General features: G+C 55.4%; 15 protein-coding genes and 1 pseudogene. 5 read left to right on the top strand and 11 right to left on the bottom strand.

Features of this window, described 5'->3' with window-relative positions; translation table 11 throughout:
• Window positions 1–18: 18 nt before the first annotated feature.
• The 7 genes from AVI_RS25775 to AVI_RS25745 form a co-directional block, all read right to left on the bottom strand.
• Window positions 19–999, bottom strand: a complete 981-nt coding sequence (locus AVI_RS25775; protein ID WP_015918208.1) for an ABC transporter ATP-binding protein — start codon at window positions 997–999, stop codon at window positions 19–21.
• Window positions 996–2,012, bottom strand: a complete 1,017-nt coding sequence (locus tag AVI_RS25770) for an ABC transporter ATP-binding protein (protein WP_015918207.1) — start codon at window positions 2,010–2,012, stop codon at window positions 996–998. The genes AVI_RS25775 and AVI_RS25770 overlap by 4 nt, the downstream gene beginning before the upstream one ends.
• A gap of 2 nt (window positions 2,013–2,014) precedes the next feature.
• A complete protein-coding gene (locus AVI_RS25765) occupies window positions 2,015–3,016 on the bottom strand; it encodes an ABC transporter permease (RefSeq protein WP_015918206.1) in 1,002 nt (333 codons plus the stop codon).
• A 2-nt stretch (window positions 3,017–3,018) separates the two neighbouring features.
• Window positions 3,019–3,822, bottom strand: coding sequence for an ABC transporter permease (locus tag AVI_RS25760; RefSeq protein ID WP_234618196.1), 804 nt, complete (start codon window positions 3,820–3,822; stop codon window positions 3,019–3,021).
• 95 nt (window positions 3,823–3,917) lie between these two features.
• Window positions 3,918–5,633: a hydantoinase B/oxoprolinase family protein gene (locus AVI_RS25755; protein WP_015918204.1), complete on the bottom strand. Its 1,716-nt coding sequence runs from the start codon at window positions 5,631–5,633 to the stop codon at window positions 3,918–3,920.
• Window positions 5,634–5,635: 2 nt separating this feature from the next.
• Entirely contained in the window at window positions 5,636–7,657 is a 2,022-nt protein-coding gene (locus AVI_RS25750; RefSeq protein ID WP_015918203.1) for a hydantoinase/oxoprolinase family protein, read from the bottom strand.
• A 117-nt stretch (window positions 7,658–7,774) separates the two neighbouring features.
• Complete coding sequence (locus AVI_RS25745; RefSeq protein ID WP_234618197.1) at window positions 7,775–9,343, bottom strand: ABC transporter substrate-binding protein; 1,569 nt, start codon at window positions 9,341–9,343, stop codon at window positions 7,775–7,777.
• 315 nt (window positions 9,344–9,658) lie between these two features.
• Here AVI_RS25745 and AVI_RS25740 point away from each other — a divergent pair, with 315 nt between their 5' ends.
• The 4 genes and pseudogenes from AVI_RS25740 to AVI_RS25720 all read left to right on the top strand — a co-directional run bounded on the left by AVI_RS25740 (window position 9,659) and on the right by AVI_RS25720 (window position 14,689).
• Window positions 9,659–10,708, top strand: coding sequence for an Ldh family oxidoreductase (locus tag AVI_RS25740; protein WP_015918201.1), 1,050 nt, complete (start codon window positions 9,659–9,661; stop codon window positions 10,706–10,708).
• Between the two features lie 128 nt (window positions 10,709–10,836).
• Window positions 10,837–11,451, top strand: a complete 615-nt coding sequence (locus tag AVI_RS25735) for a helix-turn-helix domain-containing protein (RefSeq protein WP_041699654.1) — start codon at window positions 10,837–10,839, stop codon at window positions 11,449–11,451.
• Window positions 11,452–11,756: 305 nt separating this feature from the next.
• A pseudogene (locus AVI_RS30075) lies at window positions 11,757–12,507 on the top strand (IS6 family transposase).
• 1,018 nt (window positions 12,508–13,525) lie between these two features.
• Window positions 13,526–14,689, top strand: coding sequence for a site-specific integrase (locus AVI_RS25720; protein WP_015918199.1), 1,164 nt, complete (start codon window positions 13,526–13,528; stop codon window positions 14,687–14,689).
• A 441-nt stretch (window positions 14,690–15,130) separates the two neighbouring features.
• Here AVI_RS25720 and AVI_RS25715 read toward each other — a convergent pair whose 3' ends face one another.
• On the bottom strand, window positions 15,131–16,837 hold the full coding sequence (locus AVI_RS25715; RefSeq protein WP_015918198.1) for a tetratricopeptide repeat-containing diguanylate cyclase: 1,707 nt from the start codon (window positions 16,835–16,837) through the stop codon (window positions 15,131–15,133).
• Window positions 16,838–17,387: 550 nt separating this feature from the next.
• Between AVI_RS25715 and AVI_RS25710 the strand changes: the two genes are divergently transcribed.
• The gene (locus AVI_RS25710; RefSeq protein ID WP_015918197.1) at window positions 17,388–18,641 is read left to right on the top strand and encodes a flavin-containing monooxygenase; all 1,254 of its coding nucleotides are present in this window, start codon (window positions 17,388–17,390) and stop codon (window positions 18,639–18,641) included.
• A 318-nt stretch (window positions 18,642–18,959) separates the two neighbouring features.
• On the opposite strand, the gene repC is transcribed toward AVI_RS25710, so the two are convergent.
• The 3 genes from repC to repA all read right to left on the bottom strand — a co-directional run bounded on the left by repC (window position 18,960) and on the right by repA (window position 22,562).
• The gene (gene repC, locus AVI_RS25705) at window positions 18,960–20,174 is read right to left on the bottom strand and encodes a plasmid replication protein RepC (RefSeq protein WP_015918196.1); all 1,215 of its coding nucleotides are present in this window, start codon (window positions 20,172–20,174) and stop codon (window positions 18,960–18,962) included.
• A 163-nt stretch (window positions 20,175–20,337) separates the two neighbouring features.
• On the bottom strand, window positions 20,338–21,351 hold the full coding sequence (repB, locus tag AVI_RS25700) for a plasmid partitioning protein RepB (RefSeq protein ID WP_015918195.1): 1,014 nt from the start codon (window positions 21,349–21,351) through the stop codon (window positions 20,338–20,340).
• The gene (gene repA, locus AVI_RS25695; RefSeq protein WP_041699912.1) at window positions 21,348–22,562 is read right to left on the bottom strand and encodes a plasmid partitioning protein RepA; all 1,215 of its coding nucleotides are present in this window, start codon (window positions 22,560–22,562) and stop codon (window positions 21,348–21,350) included. The genes repB and repA overlap by 4 nt, the downstream gene beginning before the upstream one ends.
• Window positions 22,563–22,643 lie beyond the last annotated feature (81 nt).

Below are 22,643 nucleotides of genomic sequence, written 5' to 3'. Positions count from 1 at the left end.
GGTTTCGGCATAACTCTGCTAAAGGATATCATCGCGCAGGCAGGCCGTCACATGATCGAGACCCACCGCCAGCAAGGGCGGCACGGTTTGCGCGCAAGCCGGCATGGCGTAACGGCACCGTGTTCGGAATACGCAGCCGCTCGGCTGATCGATCGGATTGGGAAGATCACCCTCTGTCATGGCGCGGATCGGCTGGTGGTCAGGGTCTGGAACAGGCGAGGCCGAAAGAAGCGCCTCCGTATAGGGATGGCGCGGGCGCTCATATAGCGCGTCGCGAGGCGCAATCTCCATCACCCGCCCAAGATAAAGCACCACGACGCGGTCGCATAAATGCTCCACGACAGCGAGATCGTGCGAGATGAACAGCATCGTCAGATGTAGCCTCTCTTTAAGATCCTGCAGGAGGTTCAGAACCTGTGCCTGGACGGACACATCAAGCGCTGAGACAGGCTCATCGGCCACAACGAATTCGGGCTCAACGATCAGCGCGCGGGCAATCACGATGCGCTGACGCTGGCCGCCGGAAAACTCGTGCGGGTAACGGCTTGCGGCATCCACCGGCAGGCCGACCAGATCCAGCATCTCCGTCACGCGGCGCACGCGGTCCGCCTTGTTGCCAATGCCATGCACTTCAAGCCCTTCCGCAATCTGCGCGCCCACCCGCATCCGCGGGTTGAGGCTCGAAAATGGGTCCTGGAAAATCATCTGAATGCGCTTGCGAAAAGGCAGGGTATCGCGCTCGACAAGATTTCCAATATTCTGCGTGTCGAAGACGATATTGCCACTGCTTGGCTCATCCAGACGCATGACCAGTCGGCCTATGGTGGTCTTTCCCGATCCAGATTCGCCGACAAGGCCAACCGTCTCGCCTCTGCGCACGGAAAAGTTCACATCCGCGACAGCATGGACATAGCGGGCGGGGCCGAAAAACGTATCGCGCTTCACCGGAAAGCGCTTGACGAGGTTTTCAATAACCAGAAGATCGGGTTTGTCACTCATGGCGCGACCTCCTTCCAGTGCAAGCAGCGGACGATGTGATCAGCCTCCACGCTTTCAAACGGTGGGTTGGCGCGGGAACAGTCGTCCGTCGCGAATGTGCAACGAGGCGCGAAGCGACAGCCCGTCGGAAGGTCGAAGGGACTGGGGGGAATGCCTCCGATCGCTTGCAGGCGACCGTCGCTGCCCACAGCCCCTTTGCGCGGGATCGAATTCAACAGGCCGATCGTGTAGGGATGGCGGGGATTGGAAAAAATCCGTCGCACCGGGCCATGCTCCACGATCTGCCCGGCATACATGACAGCCACGTGATCAGCGACCTGCGCGATCACGCCCATATTGTGGGTGATGAAAAGAACAGACATGCCGATCTCGACCTGCAGGCGCTTGATAAGGTCGATAATCTGCGCCTGGATCGTCACGTCTAGCGCCGTTGTCGGCTCATCTGCAATCAGCAGTGATGGGCGACAGGACAGCGCAATTGCGATCATCACGCGCTGGCGCATTCCGCCCGACATCTGGTGGGGATAGTCATCGACACGCTTCTCGGGGGCTGGAATGCCAACCAGACGCAGCATTTCGATGGCACGGTGGCGTGCCTCGGCCTTGCTGGCCCCCTGGTGTAGCCGGACGGCCTCGGCGATTTGCTTGCCGACCCGCCAGACAGGATCGAGACTGGTCATCGGCTCTTGGAATACCATCGCGATTTCGTTGCCGCGAATGCTCCGCATCTCCTTTTCCGGCAGCCCCACAAGATCGACCTCGCCGTTTCGGCTTTTAAACAGCATGGAGCCGCCTTCGATCCGGCCGTTACTGCGTTCGATGAGGCGCATCAACGAGAGGCTGGTCACTGATTTACCCGAACCGGATTCGCCCACGAGACCGAGCGTCTTACCCGGAGCAATGGAAAACGATACTCCATCCACACTGTTGACGAGGCCGCGCGCCGTGTCGAAGGTCGTGTTCAGATCGGAGACGGTCAGAAGCGCGGCGGTGGAGGAAGGTTGAGTGTTCATGGTCATGAGCGCCTCACCCTTGGATCGACAACACCGTAAAGGATGTCAATAAGGAAGTTGACGACGATATAGATCAACGCGCTTAAGAGGATGAAGGCCTGCACCACAGCATAATCCTGCCTGAGGATACCATCAATCACCAACCCGCCGACACCGGGCCAGGTATAGATGCGCTCGACTAGCACGGACCCGCCCAGCAACTGAGCAAGGATCAACCCACCAGCCGTGAGCGTTGGCAAGAAGGCATTCGGCAACACATGGCCAAATGCAATCACAAGGCCCCGAACGCCTTTGGCGTGGAGCACCGTGACAAACGGTTCGTTTGCCGTATCGAGCAGATTGGCGCGCAGTAGCCGGATAAGATAACCGAGCGATCCGAGCGCGAGCGTCACACTCGGAAGCGCCAGATAGTGAAGCGCGCCGAAGAACCCGGACACGTCGCCGCCGAGCAGGAAGTCTATACTATAGAGCCCTGTCACGACCACCGGAGGCGCATCGCCACGCCCAACAGGACCTGGGAACCAGCCGAGATTCTCCGAAAAGACGATCAGGAAAAGCAGCGCGATCCAGAAAGGGGGAACGCCAACAAAAACGAAAGCAGAGCCACGCAGCAACCGATCGAGCCAGCGCGAACGCGCAAAGACGGAAAACACCGTCAGGAATATCGCGCCAATGAAGGCAAAGAGAAAGGCGTAAAGCGCGAGTTCCGCGCTAGCTGGCAGGCGTTGCCCGATCTGCTGAAGCACCGGCTGGCCGGCGCTATAGGAGAACCCCCAGTCGCCTCTGACAAATCCGACAATATAATCAGCATATTGTATGTAAAGCGGCTTATTGAGGCCAAGCGCTGCCTCCACCTGCCCGATGACCTCGTCTGTCGCGAAGGGGCCAGCAATGAGACGTGCGGGGTTTGTCGGCACGGCGCGCAGCACGATGAAGGCAATAAGGGAGGCGCCCAAAAGCGTCAACAGCGCCGAAAAGACCCGTTCCACGATGAAGCGAAGCATGTTTAATGCCCTCCCTTCGCGGATTTTGGATCGTAATATTCGCGGAGGCGGTCGGCGATCAGGTTCGCGGATGCAGCCAGAAGGAAGATGCCAAGGCCGGGGAAAAGGCCGAGCCACCATTGCCCTGTCAGCGCATAGGCGAGGCCTTCCGTGATCATCGTTCCCCATTCGGGCAGCGGCGGCTGGATGCCGAGGCCGACAAAGCCGAGCGCTGCCAGCGTCAAGATCGCGAAGCTGAAGACCGACGACGCCTGGATCAAAACCGTCGAAACCGCCTGAGGCAGGACGTGACGACGCAGGATGCTGAGCCGGGATACGCCGAGGGCGCGCGCCGCATCGATATAGGAGAGATTGCGAATGCGCAGCACCTCGCTGCGAAGCAGGCGATAAAACCAGGGGATCGCCGCCAGAACGATGCCGAACACGGCTGAAATAACACCGGGACCGAGCCCGATCGCGACTGCCATGGCCAGGATCAACGGCGGAAAGGATAAGATTGCATCCATGATCCGCGAAACGGCAAGGTCAAACCAGCCGCCTGAAAAACCGGCCACCAGGCCAAGCCCCCCGCCAAGCAGCGTGGCGAGAACTGTTACCGCGCACGACACGGCCAATGAAACCCGTGCGCCGCTCATGAAGCGGGCCAGCACATCGCGACCGACATCATCCGTTCCCATTGGATGCGACCAGTCCGGCGGTGAAAGGGCGGTCAAAATGTCCACTTCGAGCGGATCGAAATGCCAGACCATCGGCCCGAAAACCGCGATGGCGAATAGGACGACCAGAATGATCGTTCCCGCTGCCATTTCACTGTCCCTGAATATTTGACCGAAGAAGGACCGCATAATATTCCTTTGCGAAAAGAACCGGGAGAAATCGTATCCCTTCCGGCTCATGAGATTCAGAATGCGTGCGGATAATGCTGTCGCGCAAAGGCCTCAGAGATATAACCGTCATCGAGATCGGCCTGGATCTTCTCCAGAGGTCGCTCAGCGGGCTCGCCATATCCGCCGCCGCCGCCGGTTTGCAGCTTGAGCAAGCCGCCCTTAGGGACGAGAAAATGCGTGGTTTTCGGAACGATATGTTCTGTGCCGTCCGGCATGACCACCATTGCATTGTTCGCACGGCCACCAAGGCCGCCCTCAAGTCCCCAGGGCTGGCTCTTCGAGCGTTCGAACACCGTTGTGATGAATGTGTCTTCCGTCATCTCAAAGAAGAGATCGATGCCTGGTCCGCCACGATATTTGCCGGGACCGACGGAATCCTGCGCCAGAGCAAGGCGCTCGACGAGGAAAGGATTGCGGGCCTCCCATACTTCGACCGGGGTGAAGCGCGTGGCCGATTCCGAGATATGCAGCATGGTGCCGCCATCGCCGCCATCCCAGGCACCCTGCCCGGTCGGATGCGGGGCACCATCCGCCCAGGCCTCGCCGGTTTCCTCGCGGGTTCCCCACCAGACGACCGAGCAAATACACCCGCCAGAGCAGGCCGGAACAGATGAAGGCAGCGCCTTGGAGATAGCGTTGTAGATGACTTCGATTGCCTGCAAAGCCGACCAGCCATAGAGAAAGCAGGGAGACGGCGGTTCGGGATCGAACATACTGCCGGGGCGGGTGATGACCTTGATAGGCCGGAAGTGGCCTTCATGGGGCGCTTCGCCATAGCCGGCAAGCATGGTAATCGCAACACGGCTCGCGGAGATCGTCGATGGCAGGGGGCTGTTGACGGGACCGCCCTGCGCATCAGGGGTTTCGGAAAAGTCGATGGTGACGTCCGAGCCCTTCACGTCGACAGTGATTTCAAAGGGAATTCGGTTCTTGGTGACGCCGTTGTCGTCCATTTCCCCATTGCCCACATAGCGGCCATCGGGAATCTTCTCGAAGAAGCTGCGAATGATGGCCTCTCCATGGTCGAACATATGCTCGACAGCATTGCGATACGTGTCGAGGCCGAAACGCTCCACTACTTCGAGGAAGCTCTTGGCTCCGACGCGGCATCCGGTAACCTGGGCATCGAGGTCACCCGATACGGCCTTGGGAACGCGGCTGTTGCCGAGGATCATGCGATAGATGTCGTCATTAAGCTCGCCCTTTTTGTAGATCTTCACGCCCGGGAAGATCGTGCCTTCCTGGAAGACATCCGTGGTGTCGGTGCAATAGGGATCCTTGGCGGCGATATCGAGCCAGTGGCCCTTGATCGCCGTGTACCCAATCAGGTCCTGCCGATAGAAGACCGGCATGATGATGACCATGTCCTGGGGATGCGAACCAGTGCCATAAGGCCAATTGTACATCAGGATGTCGCCATCGAAGATCTTGTCTTCGCCGCCGATATTCTTGACAGCCTCGCGCACGGCAAAGTTCAGCGTTCCCATGAAGATGGGAAGGCTTGGCGCTTGAGAGAGCATGCGCAGCTCGCGATCATAGATGGCGACAGCAAAGTCCAGCACCTCGTAAATGATCGGCGAGAAAGCCGTACGGATCAGCGCCCGCTTCATCTGGTTGGCGGCCGAATTGAGCGCATGCCGCACGACTTCCGTCGTGATTGGATCGGAGTTGACGGCAAGCCCCTTGCTGGGAACCCCTGCCAAGTGAAGGACTGGATCTTTCCGCTTCATGATTAATTCTTCCGTTCCAGAATGATTTCGCCGACAGTCCCGATCCGCGCCGTCCAATCGGCGTCCAGATAGGTCGTACAGGTTCCTTCGGTGATGATGGCGGGGCCTGAGAGCTTACCGACGATCGCCTGGCGCTGTACGATCGCAAAGGACATGCGCTTTCCTTTCTCGAACGAAAAAGCCTCAAGCATCTGGAACTCTGCAACGGCTTCCGGCTCGTGCGTGAAGCGGATTTCCCGCCGCGGCAAGGGCACGCGCACCGTGGCACGAATGGAAACCACCTCGATTTCGTCGTTCATCGTGCTGCCGAATGTCCTGCTGTATTCGGCGCGGAACTTCGTCTTGATGGACTCCGCGCCCTCAGAGATCCTGCCATTCTCGTTATCGGCAACGATAGACAGCCGGTGCTCCTGCCCCTTGTAGCGCAGGTCGAGACGAACGGCATTGACCGCTTCGGCGAACGAACGCTCGCTTCGCGACCGGATCGCGACAAACAGCCCTTCCAGCACCTCATTGGCGATCTTCAGGCTGTCATCCGTCAGATCCAGGATGCGGGTACGTGCTGCCGACTGCACCATGTCCGCCCCGAGAAGTCCCCAGGCAGAGAAATTGCCAGCGAGTGGTGGCACGACGATCTCGTTCATCTTCAACTCGTCAGCAAGCAGGGTCGCCATCAGCGGTCCCGCACCACCAAAGGGTAGCAACGTCATCTCGCGAGGGTCGAAACCCTGGTCCAGAGAAATCTCCCGCATGGCATTGGCCATGGCCGAGCTGGCAATGCGCAGAACGCCCGCCGCCGTCATTTCGATATCTTGTCCGATTGCCGATGCGACAGGGGCAAGTGCAGCCTCCGCCTTGCCGATATCGAGATGGATGCCGGAGGCGAGATTACCCGGACCGAGCATGCCAAGGTAGGCCGCAGCGTCAGTGAGCGCGGGCTGGGTGCCGCCTTTGCCGTAGCAGGCAGGCCCCGGAACGGCGCCGGCGCTTTGTGGCCCTACACGCATGAGGTTGCCCACATCAACATAGGCAAGCGACCCGCCGCCCGAACCGATCGAGCGCACGTCGACCCATGGGGTCTGCACCGGCATATTGTCGATCATGCCCTCAAACAGAACCTGGGGTTCGCCATTGATGATGACGGCCGTGTCGAAACTCGTTCCGCCGACATCGGCGGTGATCATGGCCTTCCGCCCAAGCATCTTGGCAAGCTCACCTGCCCCCTGAGCGCCGCCGACAGGCCCGGACATAATCGTTTCGAACGGTCGGTCTTCCGCCTCGGAAAATGTCATGGAGCCACTGCCGGAACGCGTAATCAGGCACTGCCCCTTAAAGCCGAGATTGCGCAGCGTGTTTTCCAGCCGCCTGAGATAATTCGACATGCGACCGCGAACGAACGCGTCGATGACCGTTGTCGACGTGCGCTCATATTCCCGGTATTCTCCGGAGATCTTGTGGGAGAGCGAAATGCCGCCTTCATACCCCGCATCACGAAGAATGGCTTCGATCTCGAGCTCGTGCTGCGGATTGGCAAAGGCGCTGATCAGGCAAACGGCAATACTGTCGACCTTTTCTGCCGCCAGCAGTTCATAGGCCGCCAGAACACTTTCTCGCGTCACCGGGGATAGAACCGCGCCATCGCCCCGAATGCGTCCATCGACCTCCAGACGAAGGCGGCGCGGAACGAGCGGCACCGTTTGCTTCCAGAACAGATTGTACATTTCCGCGCGGTCGCCGCGCCGGATTTCAAGGACGTCGCGGAAGCCCTGTGTCGTGATCAGGCCGACTTTGGCGCCACGGCGCTCAAGCAGAGCATTGAGGCCCACTGTTGTTCCATGCAGGAAATACGCAGCGCTGTCGATAATGTCCTGGGGCACATGAGCACGGATCGCATGTGCAACACCTTCCTCCGGCGCTGATGGAACGGTGGGAACTTTTCCTTCAACCGTTCTGCCATTTTCTTCATCGAAGTAAACAAGGTCTGTGAAGGTGCCGCCGATATCGACACCAATTCGGGTAGCCATGCGTATTTTCTCCTGATGTGCCGCAGAAGGCTTCGTCTCTGTGCGCCCGACACGACGTTGTTTCTGTCGCTCGCCGAGAGGGAAATATCGGCGTTCAACAACTGCCTTAGAGGCGATTTACTTACCCATGAAGCGGAAGTCTGTGAGCGGCGCGAAACGGAACGACTTGACGTTGTTGCTCAAGACAATGACCGGCTGGTCTTCGAAGAAGAGGAGCTTCGGATAGTCTGCTCGCCACAGCGTGGTGATCTCGTCAAGGATCTTCTGATGCTCGACCTTGTCCAACGTCGCCCGCAATTTGACGACCAACTCGTCGATTTTCGGATTGCAGGATTCTGTCAGGTTATAGGGCGTCTTGCACATGACGTCGTAGCCGAAGTAGTAACCGGCCTCGAAGACTCCAGGACCATCGAGCCGCATCAGCGACTGCACCTTATGGCCCTGCGTCAGGTCCTGATATTCGGCACCTGGCGCAATGCGGATCTTCAGGTTGATGCCAAGCTTCGACCAGGTGCTTTGCAAGACGGTGGCAATCTGCTGTTGCGTAGTGTCGCCTTCCTGAACGAGGACTTCGACGTCGACCGGCAGTTTCACACCGCTCTCCGCCAGCAATGTCTTTGCCTTGGCAAGATCAAACTGGATTGGTTTGCTCAGTTCGGCATTGAAGCCGGCCATGCTTGGTGGCACCGGGCCGAAATAGAACGTTCCGTATCCGAACGCGACCTTCTTCACGATATCCTCGTAAGGGACGGCATGGGCGACGGCCTCGCGCACCTTCGGGTTGTCCCAGGGCGCCTTTGTGTTTGGCAACATCATCTGCTGGACGAAGGGATTGGAAAAGGCCTCAACCTTGACATCCGGCGAAGACTTAAGCGTCGATACCGCCTGCTTGGAGAGACCATAGGTGACATCCGCTTGCCCGCTTCGGGCTTGTAGCAGCAAGGTCGGAGCGGAGGAAATCCAGTTCATCTGGATCGACTTCGCCAGCGGCGGCTCGCCGCCGAAATTAGGATTGGCCGTGGCATGGGCCGACTGGTTAGGCGAATAGGAATCCAGCACATATGGCCCGGAGCCAGCAACATGCGACGACATGTATTCGTTCGGCTTGCCAGCAACGACGCCACCATTGGCTTCAACGACCGTCGGATCGACGATCGAAGCCGCTCCCGTCGCCCAGTCGGCGAGGGAATTGGCATTGGACTGGATCAATTTGATGACGACAGTGGTCGCGTCAGGCGCTTCGATCGATTCGATAATGCTCGGGCTGAGGAACCCATCGGTCAGGAAATACTGGCCACAGCCGCCCATCTTGAGGCCGCGCTCGAAGGAATATTTGACAGCAGCCGCGTCGACTGGCTTTCCGGAGGTGAACTTGTAATTGTCGTTGAGCTTGAACGTATAGGTCTTTCCATCATCGCTGATCGTCCAAGATTTTGCCAGATAGGGCCGAACCGCGCCGTAATCTACTTCCTCGCTGCCCGCAGCATTCTTTTTGATGCCGAAATCGACCAGCCGCACATAGAAATTCTGCAGAAACCCGATATCCGGAACACCACAGGCCCAGGCTGGATCAAGGGTGGATGGTGCGGTCGGCGCATTAACGACGAGATCGCCCGAGGCGCCAAAAGCCATACCAGCGCCCAAAAGTGCGGCGGCAGCCGTCATTCCCAACAATCGCGATGACATTCTGCTCATCATGCCCATTACTCAGTTCCCTTTTTTATGTCACCCTTTTAGGAAGGCCTTATGTTTTTCTGATCAGAAATTAATTTCCTATCGTATTTTAAGAGAGCATATTGTCAATAAAAATTTCTTAAAATCATGATTTTCGCATTCGATCAAAGCGCTATACTACTGATAAAAAATAACATTCTAAGAAAAACATTTTAGGTGCTGATAAATCGAACAAACTTTACTCATAGGCGGTCAAGGAATAATCCGCTTGTGATTACATCATTTCGCGCCTATCTTTCCTATAAGAAACATTTGCGAAGTTGCCCTATGACATTGAAAACGAATTTCGCAGCGGGAACCTGCCGCCTGCCGTTCGAAGCCCTTCAGAACCTCCTCAAGCGCATTTTCCTGGCGGCTGGAGCCAGCGAGCACGTGGCGAACATCCTCAGCGCCAATTGTGCTGGATGCGAACGCGATGGCGCGCTTTCACATGGCATTTTCAGAATGCCCGGCTATGTAAGTTCCATCCGCAGCGGTTGGGTCGATCCTGCCGCCGTGCCGGTTCTGGAGACCGGTGGCTCGGGCTTCCTGCGGGTTGATGCCCGTAACGGATTTACGCAGGTCGCGCTCGATTTTGCGGCACAGTCTTTGAAGGAGCGCGCAAGGCAGGAAGGCATCGCGCTGCTTTCGATCCGCAATTCCCATCATTTCAGCGCGCTCTGGCCGGATGTCGTGCCCTTCGCCGAAGAGCGGCTACTGGCCATCGCGATGGTCAACAGCTTTGCCTGTACCGCGCCTTTCGATGCCAAGGTGCCGGTTTTCGGCACCAATCCGGTTGCCTTTGCCGCGCCCTGTGACGGCATGGTCCCCATGGTCGTCGATATGGCCACGAGCGCCATCGCCAATGGCGATGTGCAGATTGCCGCGCGCGAAGGCTTCAGCCTGCCGCCTGGGCTAGGCATCGACCGGAGCGGAAAGCCAACCGTCGATCCGCATGCGGTGCTGGATGGCGGCGCACTGCTGACATTCGGCGGCTATAAGGGCTCGGCCATTTCGATGCTGGTGGAAGTGATGAGCGCCGCTTTGACCGGAGGCAAGTTTTCCTACGAAGTGGACTGGTCCGACTATCCCGGGGCACAGACGCCGCATACGGGCCAGCTCGTTATTCTGATCGATCCGGATGTTGGCCGCAATGCGCAATTCAGCCGCCGCGTCCGGCATCTGGTCGAACGGCTCCGACTGGCAAAGGTCTCTCGCCTGCCAGGCGATCGCCGGCTGGTCACACGCGAGCGTTCGATGCGGGAGGGCGTGTGCCTACAAAAGAGCGATCTGGAGAGAATGGAACTTCTAGCGCAGCAAAGATGGGCATCAACCTGATGTCGCGGAGCGGGGATCAGGTTGATCCTTGCAGAAGTTGCGGCTCTGTGGCATGGGCCATCGGAAGTTACATAAGAAACAATGTCTACAAGTGATGCACCTGAGACGTGACAATGGGAAGATCGCATATGGAGACGGAGACCTCTCAGCGCAGCTCGCCGCGAGCGGGTACGAAATCTCTTTCGGTAATTTTGCGCAAACTGCGAAAGAACGCGGGCCTCAGCATCGGCGAACTCGCCGAAAGGAGTACTCTCGCACCCTCGACGCTCTCGAAAATCGAGAACGCCCAGATGTCGCCGACCTATGAGACGATCCTCAGTCTGGCAAGCGGCCTGGGTGTCGATGTATCTGAACTGTTCGCCCACAAGCCTAGCTCACCAGTCAGCGGACGCCGTGCCGTCACCCGTGTCGGCGAAGGCTCAAAGCTGAAAACCAGTCATTACGAATATGAGCTCCTCTGTGCAGACATTGCCAACAAAAAGATCATTCCGCTACTGACGCGGATCAACGCGCATTCGGTACAGGAATTCGAGACATTGGTCGTCCATCCTGGAGAGGAATTCGTCTACGTTCTCGAGGGCAGCGTCACTCTGCATACCGATCTCTACGCCCCCACCGTCCTCAATGCCGGCGACAGCTGCTATTTCGACAGTATGATGGGGCATGCGCTGGTCAGCACCTCCAGCGATCCTGCCACCATCCTTTGGGTTTGTTCAAATGTCATAAGTCCATTGATCGGCTGACTTGAAGGATCGGAACCGCAGCTCACGCTGGCCGAAAGATCGAGTGATAAATGTTTATCAATCAACGAGTTAAAGAGCCTGCTGCATGACTCTCTGCAGCGAACCAGCCCGACTCGCGATGACTTTGCAAGCTGCGCCTAAGATAGGATGCTTACCCCCATCATCTGCCAACTCTCCGGCAAGCGCATCTGTACGTCGTCGAATGATTTGAGATTTTTTTGGGGGTATGTCGCAAATTTTCTTGGTTAACGGCCTGTTGAACATCAGCGGAGAAATTGCCGCTCCCAATCTTGTGGAGAGTAGCCATGATTCTGAATGCCATTGCCGAAAAGCTGAAGCGCCAATCAAAGAACGATTTCAAAGGGCGCCATTTCGAGGCATGCTCATTTTTCAGGCCGTTGCCTGGTACGTGTGCTATCCTCTGAGCTATCGCGATTTGGAGGAGATGTTTCACGAGCGCGGCTTCGCAGTGGATCACAGCACGATCAACCGATGGGTCCTTGCCTACGCGCCAATGATCGAGAAGCGGCTGCGCCAGTTTCGCAGACCCCATTGCGGTTCGGTCCGCATTGACGAAACCTACGTCAAGATCCGCGGCAAGTGGCGCTACCTGTACCGCGCCATTGATAAGCACGGCAATCCGGTCGACTTCCTGCTAACCACAAAGCGCGACCTCGATGCCGCTAAACGGTTCTTACGCAAGATCCTGAAGGACGAGCCCCTGCTGTCGCCGGAAAAGATCGGCACCGATGGCGCCAATACCTTCCCCTCAACGATCAAAACGGCCGTCGATGATGGGCTCCTGCGTCCAGACCCGGTCCATTATGTCACCAAGCATCTACAGCAAAGGATCGAGAGCGACCATTTCAGAGTGAAGAAGAACATGCCGAAGATCGGGGGCTTTCAATCGTTCAAAACGGCGCGACGAACGATTGCGGGTTTTGAGGCTATGCTCTGGCTGAAGAAGGGCTCGGTTTCACCAGTGATTGGACCATCAACGATCAGAACGATCTGCTCGCGCGCCTCTTCGGACTGCAAAAGGTTAACAGAGCGTAAACGCAAGGGCCTATTTCGCCTCAACGCGACCCACCACCAGCTTTGCGACACGCCCCTTTCGACCCATACCAGATCGAAGCCGGCCCTGAGCGGCATCAACAGACGAGCGGCATCGCCCCAGCCATTGCCGTTTTGCCATACCTGCGCCTTGGGCACTTCGAGCGCCAGGCGAAACTGCCGATTAAGCGGCTGGTAGACCTTCCAGCGGTCGAGAAACCGGAGAGCCGCGCGGGTCGACATATGAACGCTGAGCGCATAGCTCCCGTAATAGATGACGATATCGGCAATGCTTGGCCACAACTCGCCCTCCATCAACACAGCCATTTCAGTGTCCAGAAAAGCAAGTAGCGCTTCCGGTTCACCCTGTTCATAGGCATGACAGGCTTCAAGAAGACGATCCAGCCGCTGATCGCAGGGGCTATCGAAGCCGGCCTTGGCTAGCATCGCCCCAGCCTGCAGCAAAGATCGCCCCATCCGATCCAAATCAGATGTCAGAAGGCTGAGTACCGACTGATGCAGCGCGATATAGAAACAGAGGATCGGGCACTCGGCCTCAAGATAGGCTGCCATCGCCTTGTCAGCCATGCCATCGGCTTCTTCATAGCGCCGCAGCCGCAGGAAGAATTCCAGCATCGCATTATAGAAGGACCCGCGCTGTTCCGACACGTCGAGCGGTAGATCAAGGCCGATATCGAACAGCGCCTCCAGCAGACGGTCTGTGGGCGTCTGTTGAATTTCGCTTTGAAATGAGCCGTATTTCCGCTTCGGCCTGATCCGGCCTGCCATCATTATTGATCTGAAACGATTGATCAATTCAACGCAAGTCTCGGCTCATTACGTAACGACAAACGTGATAAATTTGGCGCAGAAATCAACAGCCAGCACCAAACCCATACGCATGTTTCCAAATCTGGTGCGCAGTATATATCAGAAATATCGCAACAAACCGCGCATATCGTCACCACATAAATACGTCCAATAATCTTGCATTATCGGCCGTTATTGTCATTATAGAGAAATGGCCCAGATCGTCGAGAAAGACACCGAAATTCACGTCGAGCAGACCTCAGCGCCGCCGCTCAGCACGGCGGTTGAGGGTAATGTTTGCGCGCCGCCGCTGTCGGCCGCCGGCCTCTCGCTGCAGGCCCCTCCCCTGCTCTCTCCAGTCAACGAGGACCAAACGCCGACGCATCTCACCAGCCTGGCGAGCCGCGCCCGCGATTATGTGGAGGCGGCACGTTCTGCCAACACGCGTAAAGCCTATGCCTGCGATTGGAAGCATTTTAGCGCCTGGTGCCGACGGTTGAATTTGCGGCCCCTCCCCCCGGACCCGCAGACCGTTGGCCTCTATATCACCGCCTGCGCCTCAGGCAATGCCGTTGGAACACCGACGCGTGGCGCCAAGACAAACGCGGTTTCGACCATCGAACGTCGCCTCTCCTCATTGTCTTGGAACTACGCGCAGCGCGGACTCACGCTCGATCGCAAGGATCGGCATATCGCCACCGTCATGGCCGGTATTCGAAACAGCCACGCCCGCCCGCCCGTGCAGAAGGAAGCGGTGTTGGCCGAGGATATCATCGCGATGATCGAGACACTCGATCGGGGAACGCTGAGAGGTTTGCGCGATCGGGCCATGCTGCTGATCGGTTATGCCGGTGGTCTGCGGCGGTCCGAGATTGTCGGTCTCGACATCAAACCTGACCAAACCGAAGACGGGCGCGGCTGGATCGAAATATTCGACAAAGGCATGCTCGTCACCCTGCGCGGCAAGACGGGCTGGCGCGAGGTCGAAATCGGCCGCGGATCCTCCGATACCACCTGCCCGGTGGTCGCTGTCGAAAGCTGGATCACCTTTGCCAGACTTGCCCATGGCCCCCTCTTCCGCCGCGTCACAGGACAAGGCAAGTCCATTGGGCCAAACCGTTTGAACGATAAGGAAGTGGCAAGGCTGGTCAAGCGGGCTGCCATGGCTGCCGGGGTTCGTGGCGATCTCAGCGAGATTGAACGCGCCTTCAAATTCTCCGGCCATTCCCTGCGCGCCGGTCTCGCCTCCTCCGCCGAAGTCGACGAACGCTATATCCAGAAGCAACTCGGTCATGCCTCAGCCGAGATGACCCGTAGGTACCAGCGGAGAAGGGATCGTTTCAGGGTCAATTTGACCAAAGCCGCGGGACTTTAATTTTGTTCGTTTGAACCAGAAAATTCGCATCCCGTGAATTGCTGATCACAATATTTAGCCCGTGAAAATAGGATTTTTCGGCCACGAACCCGATTCAGACCGGTTGTTTCACCAGGATTTTGCATTGCAATTGCGACTGCTGGTCCAATTCTGCCACCTGTCAAAATGCGCCTCGGCATAGTCCCCTCACGACCGAAGATCATAATGGTTTATCCCGCTCATCGCGTCGAAATCCCTTTCCACGCCACACCCCGAGCTTTTAGCCTTGCATGATAGCGGATTAGCGGTTTCGGTTATTGATGACATAAAATCGAGTGCGCCATGGCGGGTTTTGTACGGGATTCCGTACGCATTTTCACTCCGGCGGAAGCGGAGATTCATGGCAAGAGAAAAGCAACGTCGCGAAGGCTAAGAGGCAGTCCGCAGAATCGGATCGCTTCCTCAATCCGTAATCGCGCTGGTCGTTTGTTCAAACCGATTTCCAGACGGCAGAAAACAAACAACTCTATTTCTACCGGTCTGCTTTGCCCAATAAAGGCGCCGATCCGCCAGTTGCAAAACCGCTTCGGCGTCGACTGCATCGTCTGACATTGCCACTCCGATACTGACGGACACATTCAGCCCATCGGCAATTTCGGACCAGTCAAAGTTGGTAATTGTCATTCGCAGTCTTTCGGAAACCCTTTCCGCGTGGGCGAGTGTTAGGTCCGTCATAAGTATGACGAACTCTTCGCCACCGAAGCGAACTGCGATATCTGTTTCACGAACAACAACTTTGACCAGCGTCCCGATTTGCACAAGCACACGATCACCAATAATATGGGAAAACGTATCATTGATTTTCTTGAAGTGATCGACATCAAGGATCGCCAGCGCATAACTCGCGCTTTGAGTATTAATGTCAGATATTATCGTCTCCAAATGCCGCCGATTGGAAAGTCCTGTCAACGGGTCCGTATTCGCCGCTTCGGTCAGGACACTGGTTTGCTGTTGCAGGGCCTCTAATGACCGGGCAATTTCTGCAGAGCGCTCTGCCTCTGTATCAAGCATTGCTTTGAGCTTTTTCGTTTCATAACGGATCTCCGCCATACGGGCATTTCGCTGGATCCGCTCCGCAGTGAACTGCTGATGGAGCTTGTGATACTTTTTATGAAAATCCAGCGCAGACTCGAATGCTCCAAGATATTCATGAGCCTTTGAAAGAGACAGACAGGCATGCATTAAGGTCTCAAGATTGAAATTTTCCCCGGCAAGCAAGTGGGCCTGCTCAAGTGGTACCAATGCCTCTTCGTAGCGCTTTAACGAAACGAGCGTGCTTCCCAGTGTAACCAGATAATGCCCCTCACCGCGGACATAATCGTCTCCCGGAATGTCACGGTACCGCTCCAATAACATTTCGGCGGCGGAAAAAGCCTCAACCGCATTAAAATACTCTGCTAAATTTGCGATACACAACCTCTCGGCCCAGGCGTCTTTAAGTGATTGAGCGAGGCTGAGCGCTTGTTTCGTAATATCTATTGCGCTGCTTATCGACGTTTCGAATTTTTGATTATCGGCTTCCTGAGCGAGATAAGCATCCTCTGCATGCGCTCCACCGAGATTAATCAACCACCAACATTCGAATGTAATATCGTATGCCTCTCGGGCTAGCTCCACGGCACGACTGCAATAGTCAACAGCAAGAGATGGTTGACGCGTCATCCAGAATATCACGCCAATCACATTTATAGCCAAAGACCGAGATCGGAGATTACGGCTTTGGTCGGCAATGTTGAGTGCTTCTGCGGCAAACTCGACAGCCTGCTCTAGATTACCGAGTTCCAGATGCAGCCAAGCACCGATACTAAGAGCTTGTGCCTCAAGCATTGGCTCTTCAAGGGACTTCCACAGAGAAATTGCTTTCTCCACGTATACTAGCCCCGTCTCTGTCTCACCAAGTTGAAAGCAATACCAGGCACATTGCTGAGAACTCCCCGCTATAAGACCTTGATCACCGCGCTGTTCTGCCGAAGCCAAAACTGAATTTGCTAAAGAAAATGCGCGAACGGAACGCCCCTTGCAAGCGAGGTCCCAAGCTTCATCCAGCGCGGCTGCAGCGTCCAAATCAAAACTATTTTTACGATTGCCAAACTGGTGGTTCAATATCATCAGCTCATCTTGCGCAACGATCAGACAGAATATCCAGCAAATTTAGCAGAGATCGATTTAAGGGAATCCTAAAGCCACTGTTTTTCCCAAGGCCCCTTCTCAAGTTCCTTGCAATTGGCCATTGCGAACTTACGTAAGCATCGGCTGCTCACCGGCGCGCAGACTTTTCCTCCCCTCGTCTTTTACTGCGTTGTTAATCTCGCCAAAAATTTCCTCTCTTTGTATATCGCTCATACCAACCTAAGAGCTTCTACCAGATTGAGATTTCGGTCCACTATCATCATAGAGTTGTAGACAGCCCGCATCGACCGACTATTCTTAAACAGTTAACGTCCAAAGAAGAGATGGAGACTGTCTTGGCGAGCATCCGTAGAGGCGAGGGATGCCGACTTAATGAGGTGCCCGACGACCGAGAAAAACGAATAATGCAGCCAAATTTACTCCTACAGCCACAGCAATAAAAATTCTCGTTGGCCCTGCCCCTATTCTTCGGCTTTCGGCAACACCCCAGGGGCCAGCACACACTTCAATTTATAGAAAGGACGAAACAATGCCTGTCGAAAAAATACATGCACTCGTCGTCGGCGGTGGCCAGGCGGGCATCGCGATGAGTGAGCATCTGACCAGGAACAATGTGGCACACCTTGTCCTTGAAAAAGGAAGGATAGCAGAGCGCTGGCGTTCCATGCGTTGGGATTCTCTGGTCGCCAATGGTCCGGCTTGGCACGATCGTTTTCCAAACCTGACCTTTCCCGGCAATGCCGATGCGTTTGTTCCCAAAGAAGGCGTTGCTGACTATTTTGAGACCTATGCAAAAAAGTACAACGCACCAATACGCAGTGGAACCGAGGTAACTCACGTCGAGCGTCTAGGCGGTCGCCCGGGTTTCCGTGTGGAGACAGCTAACGGAGTGATCGAAGCACGCTACGTCGTTGTGGCGACCGGTCCGTTCCAGTTGCCGAATATCCCGCCAATCGTTCCGCCGACCGCCAATATCAACCAGATACATTCCAGCGAATACCGCAATCCTCACCAGCTCGGGGAGGGGGCCGTTCTCGTGATTGGCGCTGGCTCGTCGGGAGTGCAGATTGCGGAGGAACTCATGCGAGTGGGCCGCAAAACTTATCTTTCGGTTGGTCCGCATGATCGTCCTCCACGCACCTATCGCGGGTATGACTGCGCCTGGTGGCTTGGTGTTCTCGGCAAATGGGATGCCCAGGTGCAGGAATTGCAGACAAGCAACCATGTTACGGTCGCTGTCAGTGGTGCGCGAGGCGGAGAAACTATCGACTTCCGTCGGCTTGCAGCACAAGGAATGGTTCTGGTTGGCATGACCGAAAATTTTAAGAACGGCAAATTATCCTTCGCTGAAGACCTTGCCAACAATCTCGATCGTGGTGACCAGACCTATCTATCACTGCTCGACGAGGCGGATGCTTTCGTTGCATTGAACGGTCTCAACCTTCCGCAAGAGCCGGAAGCCCGCATTCTTGGTCCAACGGCCGATTGTATTACTAATCCGATTCTCGAACTGGATCTTACCGCGGCAGGCATCACCACCATCATCTGGGCCACCGGTTTCAGGTCCGACTATAGCTGGTTGAAAGTGAAGGCCTTCGACGAAGCGGGGCGCCCTAGACATCATCGAGGCGTCTCTTCTGAGAGAGGCCTCTACTTCCTCGGTCTTCCCGGACTTTCCGGGCGCGCCTCGAGTTTCATCTGGGGCGTCTGGCATGATGCCAAGCACTTGGCCGATCACATCACCATTCAGGATAACTACCTGGGGTGTATGCCGCAGGCCTGATCTTATTTTGACGTCTTACCCGGCCGCCAGAATAGTGGTGTGGATGTATCCGGATTAGAGATACCGCAAACAATCTGCACTCTTTTTCTATTATGATGATCAAGGCAGAAGCCCAATATCCCGCTTATACCGACCAATTTCGCCGCAATCCGCATTTCCGTGTAAATAATCACTCACAATCTGGGTTTCCAAACGGCATTGAAAAAACCTTTCACTTTCAATTACTTATGTTTGTGGTCAGCTGACCACCAAATCACCCGCTCAATTGCACGCATTTTGACTCCAATCCGCCTCCTTTTGGAGGATTCATTCAATCTTTTACCCGGTCTTCATACCCGCTTCTCCGTTGGTCCTTAACAAAGCCATCATCATAGGCCCTAGAGAAAATTCTCCCTGCTGTGACCGACGGGTTAGATCGCGCAGATAACCTCCTGCCGAATTGATAAAATTTGCACGCTCTAAAATACATGCAATGGCGGTTGCCGCATTCTCTTGCCCCATGATTTCGCAGGCTTCCTGATAGGCGGACGGACTTACTCCCAACATAGATCGAACCACCACCGCAGCTGTCATTAAGTCACGCCAATTTGCGATCTTTCCATCTGGTCCGTAATCGCAAACCGAGGGGCAAGCCTTCAAAACCATTCCAAGCGGAAATGACTTTATCGGCAGTCTTTTAGGCGGATTGTTTTGCTCCTCAGTCGCTTCTTGCTCTTTTCGAGAGCGAGGTTCAAATTCAGTTATGTAGTTGGTTTTTGAATTCTGTATGTGCCGCTCAATTTGAGCGGCATTGGCGCTATTTTTTTCTGAATTAACCTGATTTTCCAGTCGCTTAATGATGTCTCTCTTAAGACTATTCATCTCATCTAAAACCAATGCGACCTCAGAAAGAGCTGGGGTTCTGGATATTTTGCCGACGAGAGAGATATAAGCGCATTCGATCTCGTGCCAGTCACCTTGCGCGCCCTCCTCGATCGCAGCCGTGATCAGCTTGCGGACATCTCGGCGGCAAATGGTAAGGCTTTCCTTGGCTTTTCTAAAGGTGGCGCGATCAGCCATCACCTGTTGCGCCATAATCGCAAGCTCCTCTGAGCGCGCGAGAAGGGGTGATAAATCGAAGCCAAATGCCTCCTCGATTTGACCGGCATTATCCTTACGCGCGTAGCGTTTTCCATTGGCGCTATCTTTACGAACGATCAGGCCTGCATCGACAAGCACGGCAATATGCCGGCGTAAAGTCGCCCCGGCCAAACCGTGCGCCCGAAGAGCAAGTTGAGCATTTGAGGGAAAAACAACAAGCTGTGCATCCTGCCGCAGCTCATTCTCCGGATAAAAGCTCAATAAGGCATCGAGAACCGCAAGACTGTTGGATTGTATCCCAAGCAAGTCCATTGCGGCTGAAGCATCCCTGAATATTTTCCATTTATCCGCACGTTTGCCCGGCTTAATGTCGCTTGTGGCGACCTGCCGACGCACCAGCGCAAGCGTCATACCCCGCCGCCCGAAGGGCGTCGTTACATTTCCAGTCTCCATCATCTTTTACCTTTCAGCAGGCAAAAGAAAATCACTCACCAAAATGGCGCAAAAACTCTTGACGAGGATTCGAGGAAATGCGATTCTGTTCTTGCTAGAGAGACAGAAGGGCTTCCACGACGGCGACGTTGGGGGAGCTCTTTTCTTTTGCTGACTACTCTCCTTATTTCTTCTGGTTTTGTGCTCGGTGCGCCTGATAAAGCGCAGGCAAGTGATCAATGACGAAGGCGGCGAAATCAGGCGTCGCCTTTCTGTCTATCGTGATTTCCAATTTGGATTTGCTTTGCGAAACCTGAGCCAATCGATCCCCATCAGGGGTCGACATAATCTCCGGAAGTCCGCGAGAGACCCGCGGAGGCTTAAGGCTGACCAACACAGCCTTGAACCGCTCCGCAGATGGCAGCGCTTGCACTTCATTCGATAGCGCGTATTTCGATACGTCAGAAGGCGAGGGGGCCTTTTCGATAAGTTCCGTTAGTTGCTGCCAGCTTGGTCGGCCGACACCTGGTGCGGGGCCGATTGCATCGATCAGCTCCGGGGGGAGGGTGTCGACCAGCAAAAGCATCTTCGACAGGTTACTCTTGTCGATCGACATCGCGGCAATAACGATTTCGCGTGAAAATTGCTTATTCAGGCGATGTGCAAAACGTGCTTTCTCAATAAAGGTGAGATCCTGGCGTTCATTATTCTCCTGGCCCTGTGCAATGACCAATTGTTCATCCGTCAAATCGCGAACAACCGCTTTGACCGGAAGACCTAATTCTGAAACGGCCTGAAGCCGACGGTGACCGAAGCCCACCTGATATCGGCCCGGCTGATCCGGGTGAGGGCGCACGAGGATTGGCACCTGCTGGCCCTGCTCTCGAATCGATTCGAGAAGTCCGTCGATGTCGCCAGGCATTCGGTCCTGCACGAAGGATGGATCTACCGTCGAGACATCCAATTCGATAACCGCGTGGCCTTCAGCAAGACGCCGCTCTATCTCTTCAGCGCGACTCAACCGGTCATTCTGCTCACGCAGTGCGTTTCCGATATTCGCAGTCAGCTTTGTTGCCGGGTCGCGTTCCTTTCTGGCGACCCCAAGAAGAGGCATTGACCGCGTTTTACCTGCCCGGTTGTCAGAGGGCTTTGCGTCTTGGGCATCCGTCGAGACGCCAAGGATGTGCTTCCGGCTCATGTGGTTCTACCCCATGCTTTTTTGATAAGAGATTCAATCTCATCATTGACAGCGTTCATAGCCTCCAAGGCGCGATCATAGGTTGATCGGGTAAACTGACCGCGTTCCACTTCAAAAAGGGTTTGGTTTGTCAGGCCCGCGTCTGAGACAGCCGTCGTTTTGAGCATTGGAAAATTGAGGACGTTCTCACCGAAAATAGACCTGAGATAGCCAACCATTTGATTTTGTGGTCCATCACTCGGCTCGAAACGAGTGATAAGATAACGCATCCAATTGAACTTGAACTCAGCGCCGGCGCTCTCAATTTCCCTCAACAAGTTCGAGGTCATTGCCAGAAACTGGTTCATTGACATCACATCGAGCATCTGGGGATGAACCGTAACAAGGATAGATGTTGCAGCCGTCAATGCTGAAAGCGTGAGGTAACCAAGTTGCGGAGGGCAATCGATGACGACGACATCATAATTATCTGCAATGTCTTCAATCGCTTGACTGATGCGGCCATAGAAGAGCGTATCGCCTTCCTTGCGCTTCATTAAGGCGCGGGGAGTGTCATGCTCAAATTCCATAAGTTCGAGATTGCCGGGAATGAGATGAAGATCCGGAATATATGTTCCCCGAACGACCTGTTCGATCGGCACTTGCTCATCATCATATCTGATGGCGCCATAGAGAGTCTCGTTTGGACCGACATCCGTCTCCGGTTGGCTGCCAAAGAGCGCAGACAGGCTTGCCTGAGGATCGAGATCGATAGCAAGCACTCGGTAACCACGCATTGCGAGATATTGAGCCAAATGCGCAGCGGTCGTCGTTTTGCCCGAGCCACCTTTGAAATTCATAACAGAAATGACTTGAAGCTGCTCCCCGTCTCGACGATGCGGAAGATAGCGACGGTTTCCACGACCAATCTGGTCCATATGTTTGCGGATCACGTGTATATCTTCAATCGAGAAAATGCGCCGGCCCCCAGGGCTCATGCTGACATTCAACTCTGGCATTTCCGAAGCAATCTGTCGTAGATAAGACTCCCCAACGCCAAGCAACTTGGACGCTTCAGACGGGCCGAAGGACCTAATCCCCTTTTCGGAGGTCGGCGGGAAAACTTTCAAATGATGTGCTTGCAACTGGCTGGAAAGCGCGTCAGCGTGACGCTCCATCAAGGCAGTCAACCCCTCAATCACGGCATCAGTTTTCGGGGCGATTTTCGCCATGTCAAAACCCATTTTTTGCTATCGGCGCTAAATTCCGCGAAACCAGTAAAATTTCGCCATTGATTATTAGCGCCGATTCGG

It is taken from the genome of Allorhizobium ampelinum S4, from assembly GCF_000016285.1.
Lineage (GTDB): Bacteria > Pseudomonadota > Alphaproteobacteria > Rhizobiales > Rhizobiaceae > Allorhizobium > Allorhizobium ampelinum.
Note: the sequence above shows the minus strand (reverse complement) of the source record. Positions and strands in the feature narration are given on the sequence as shown.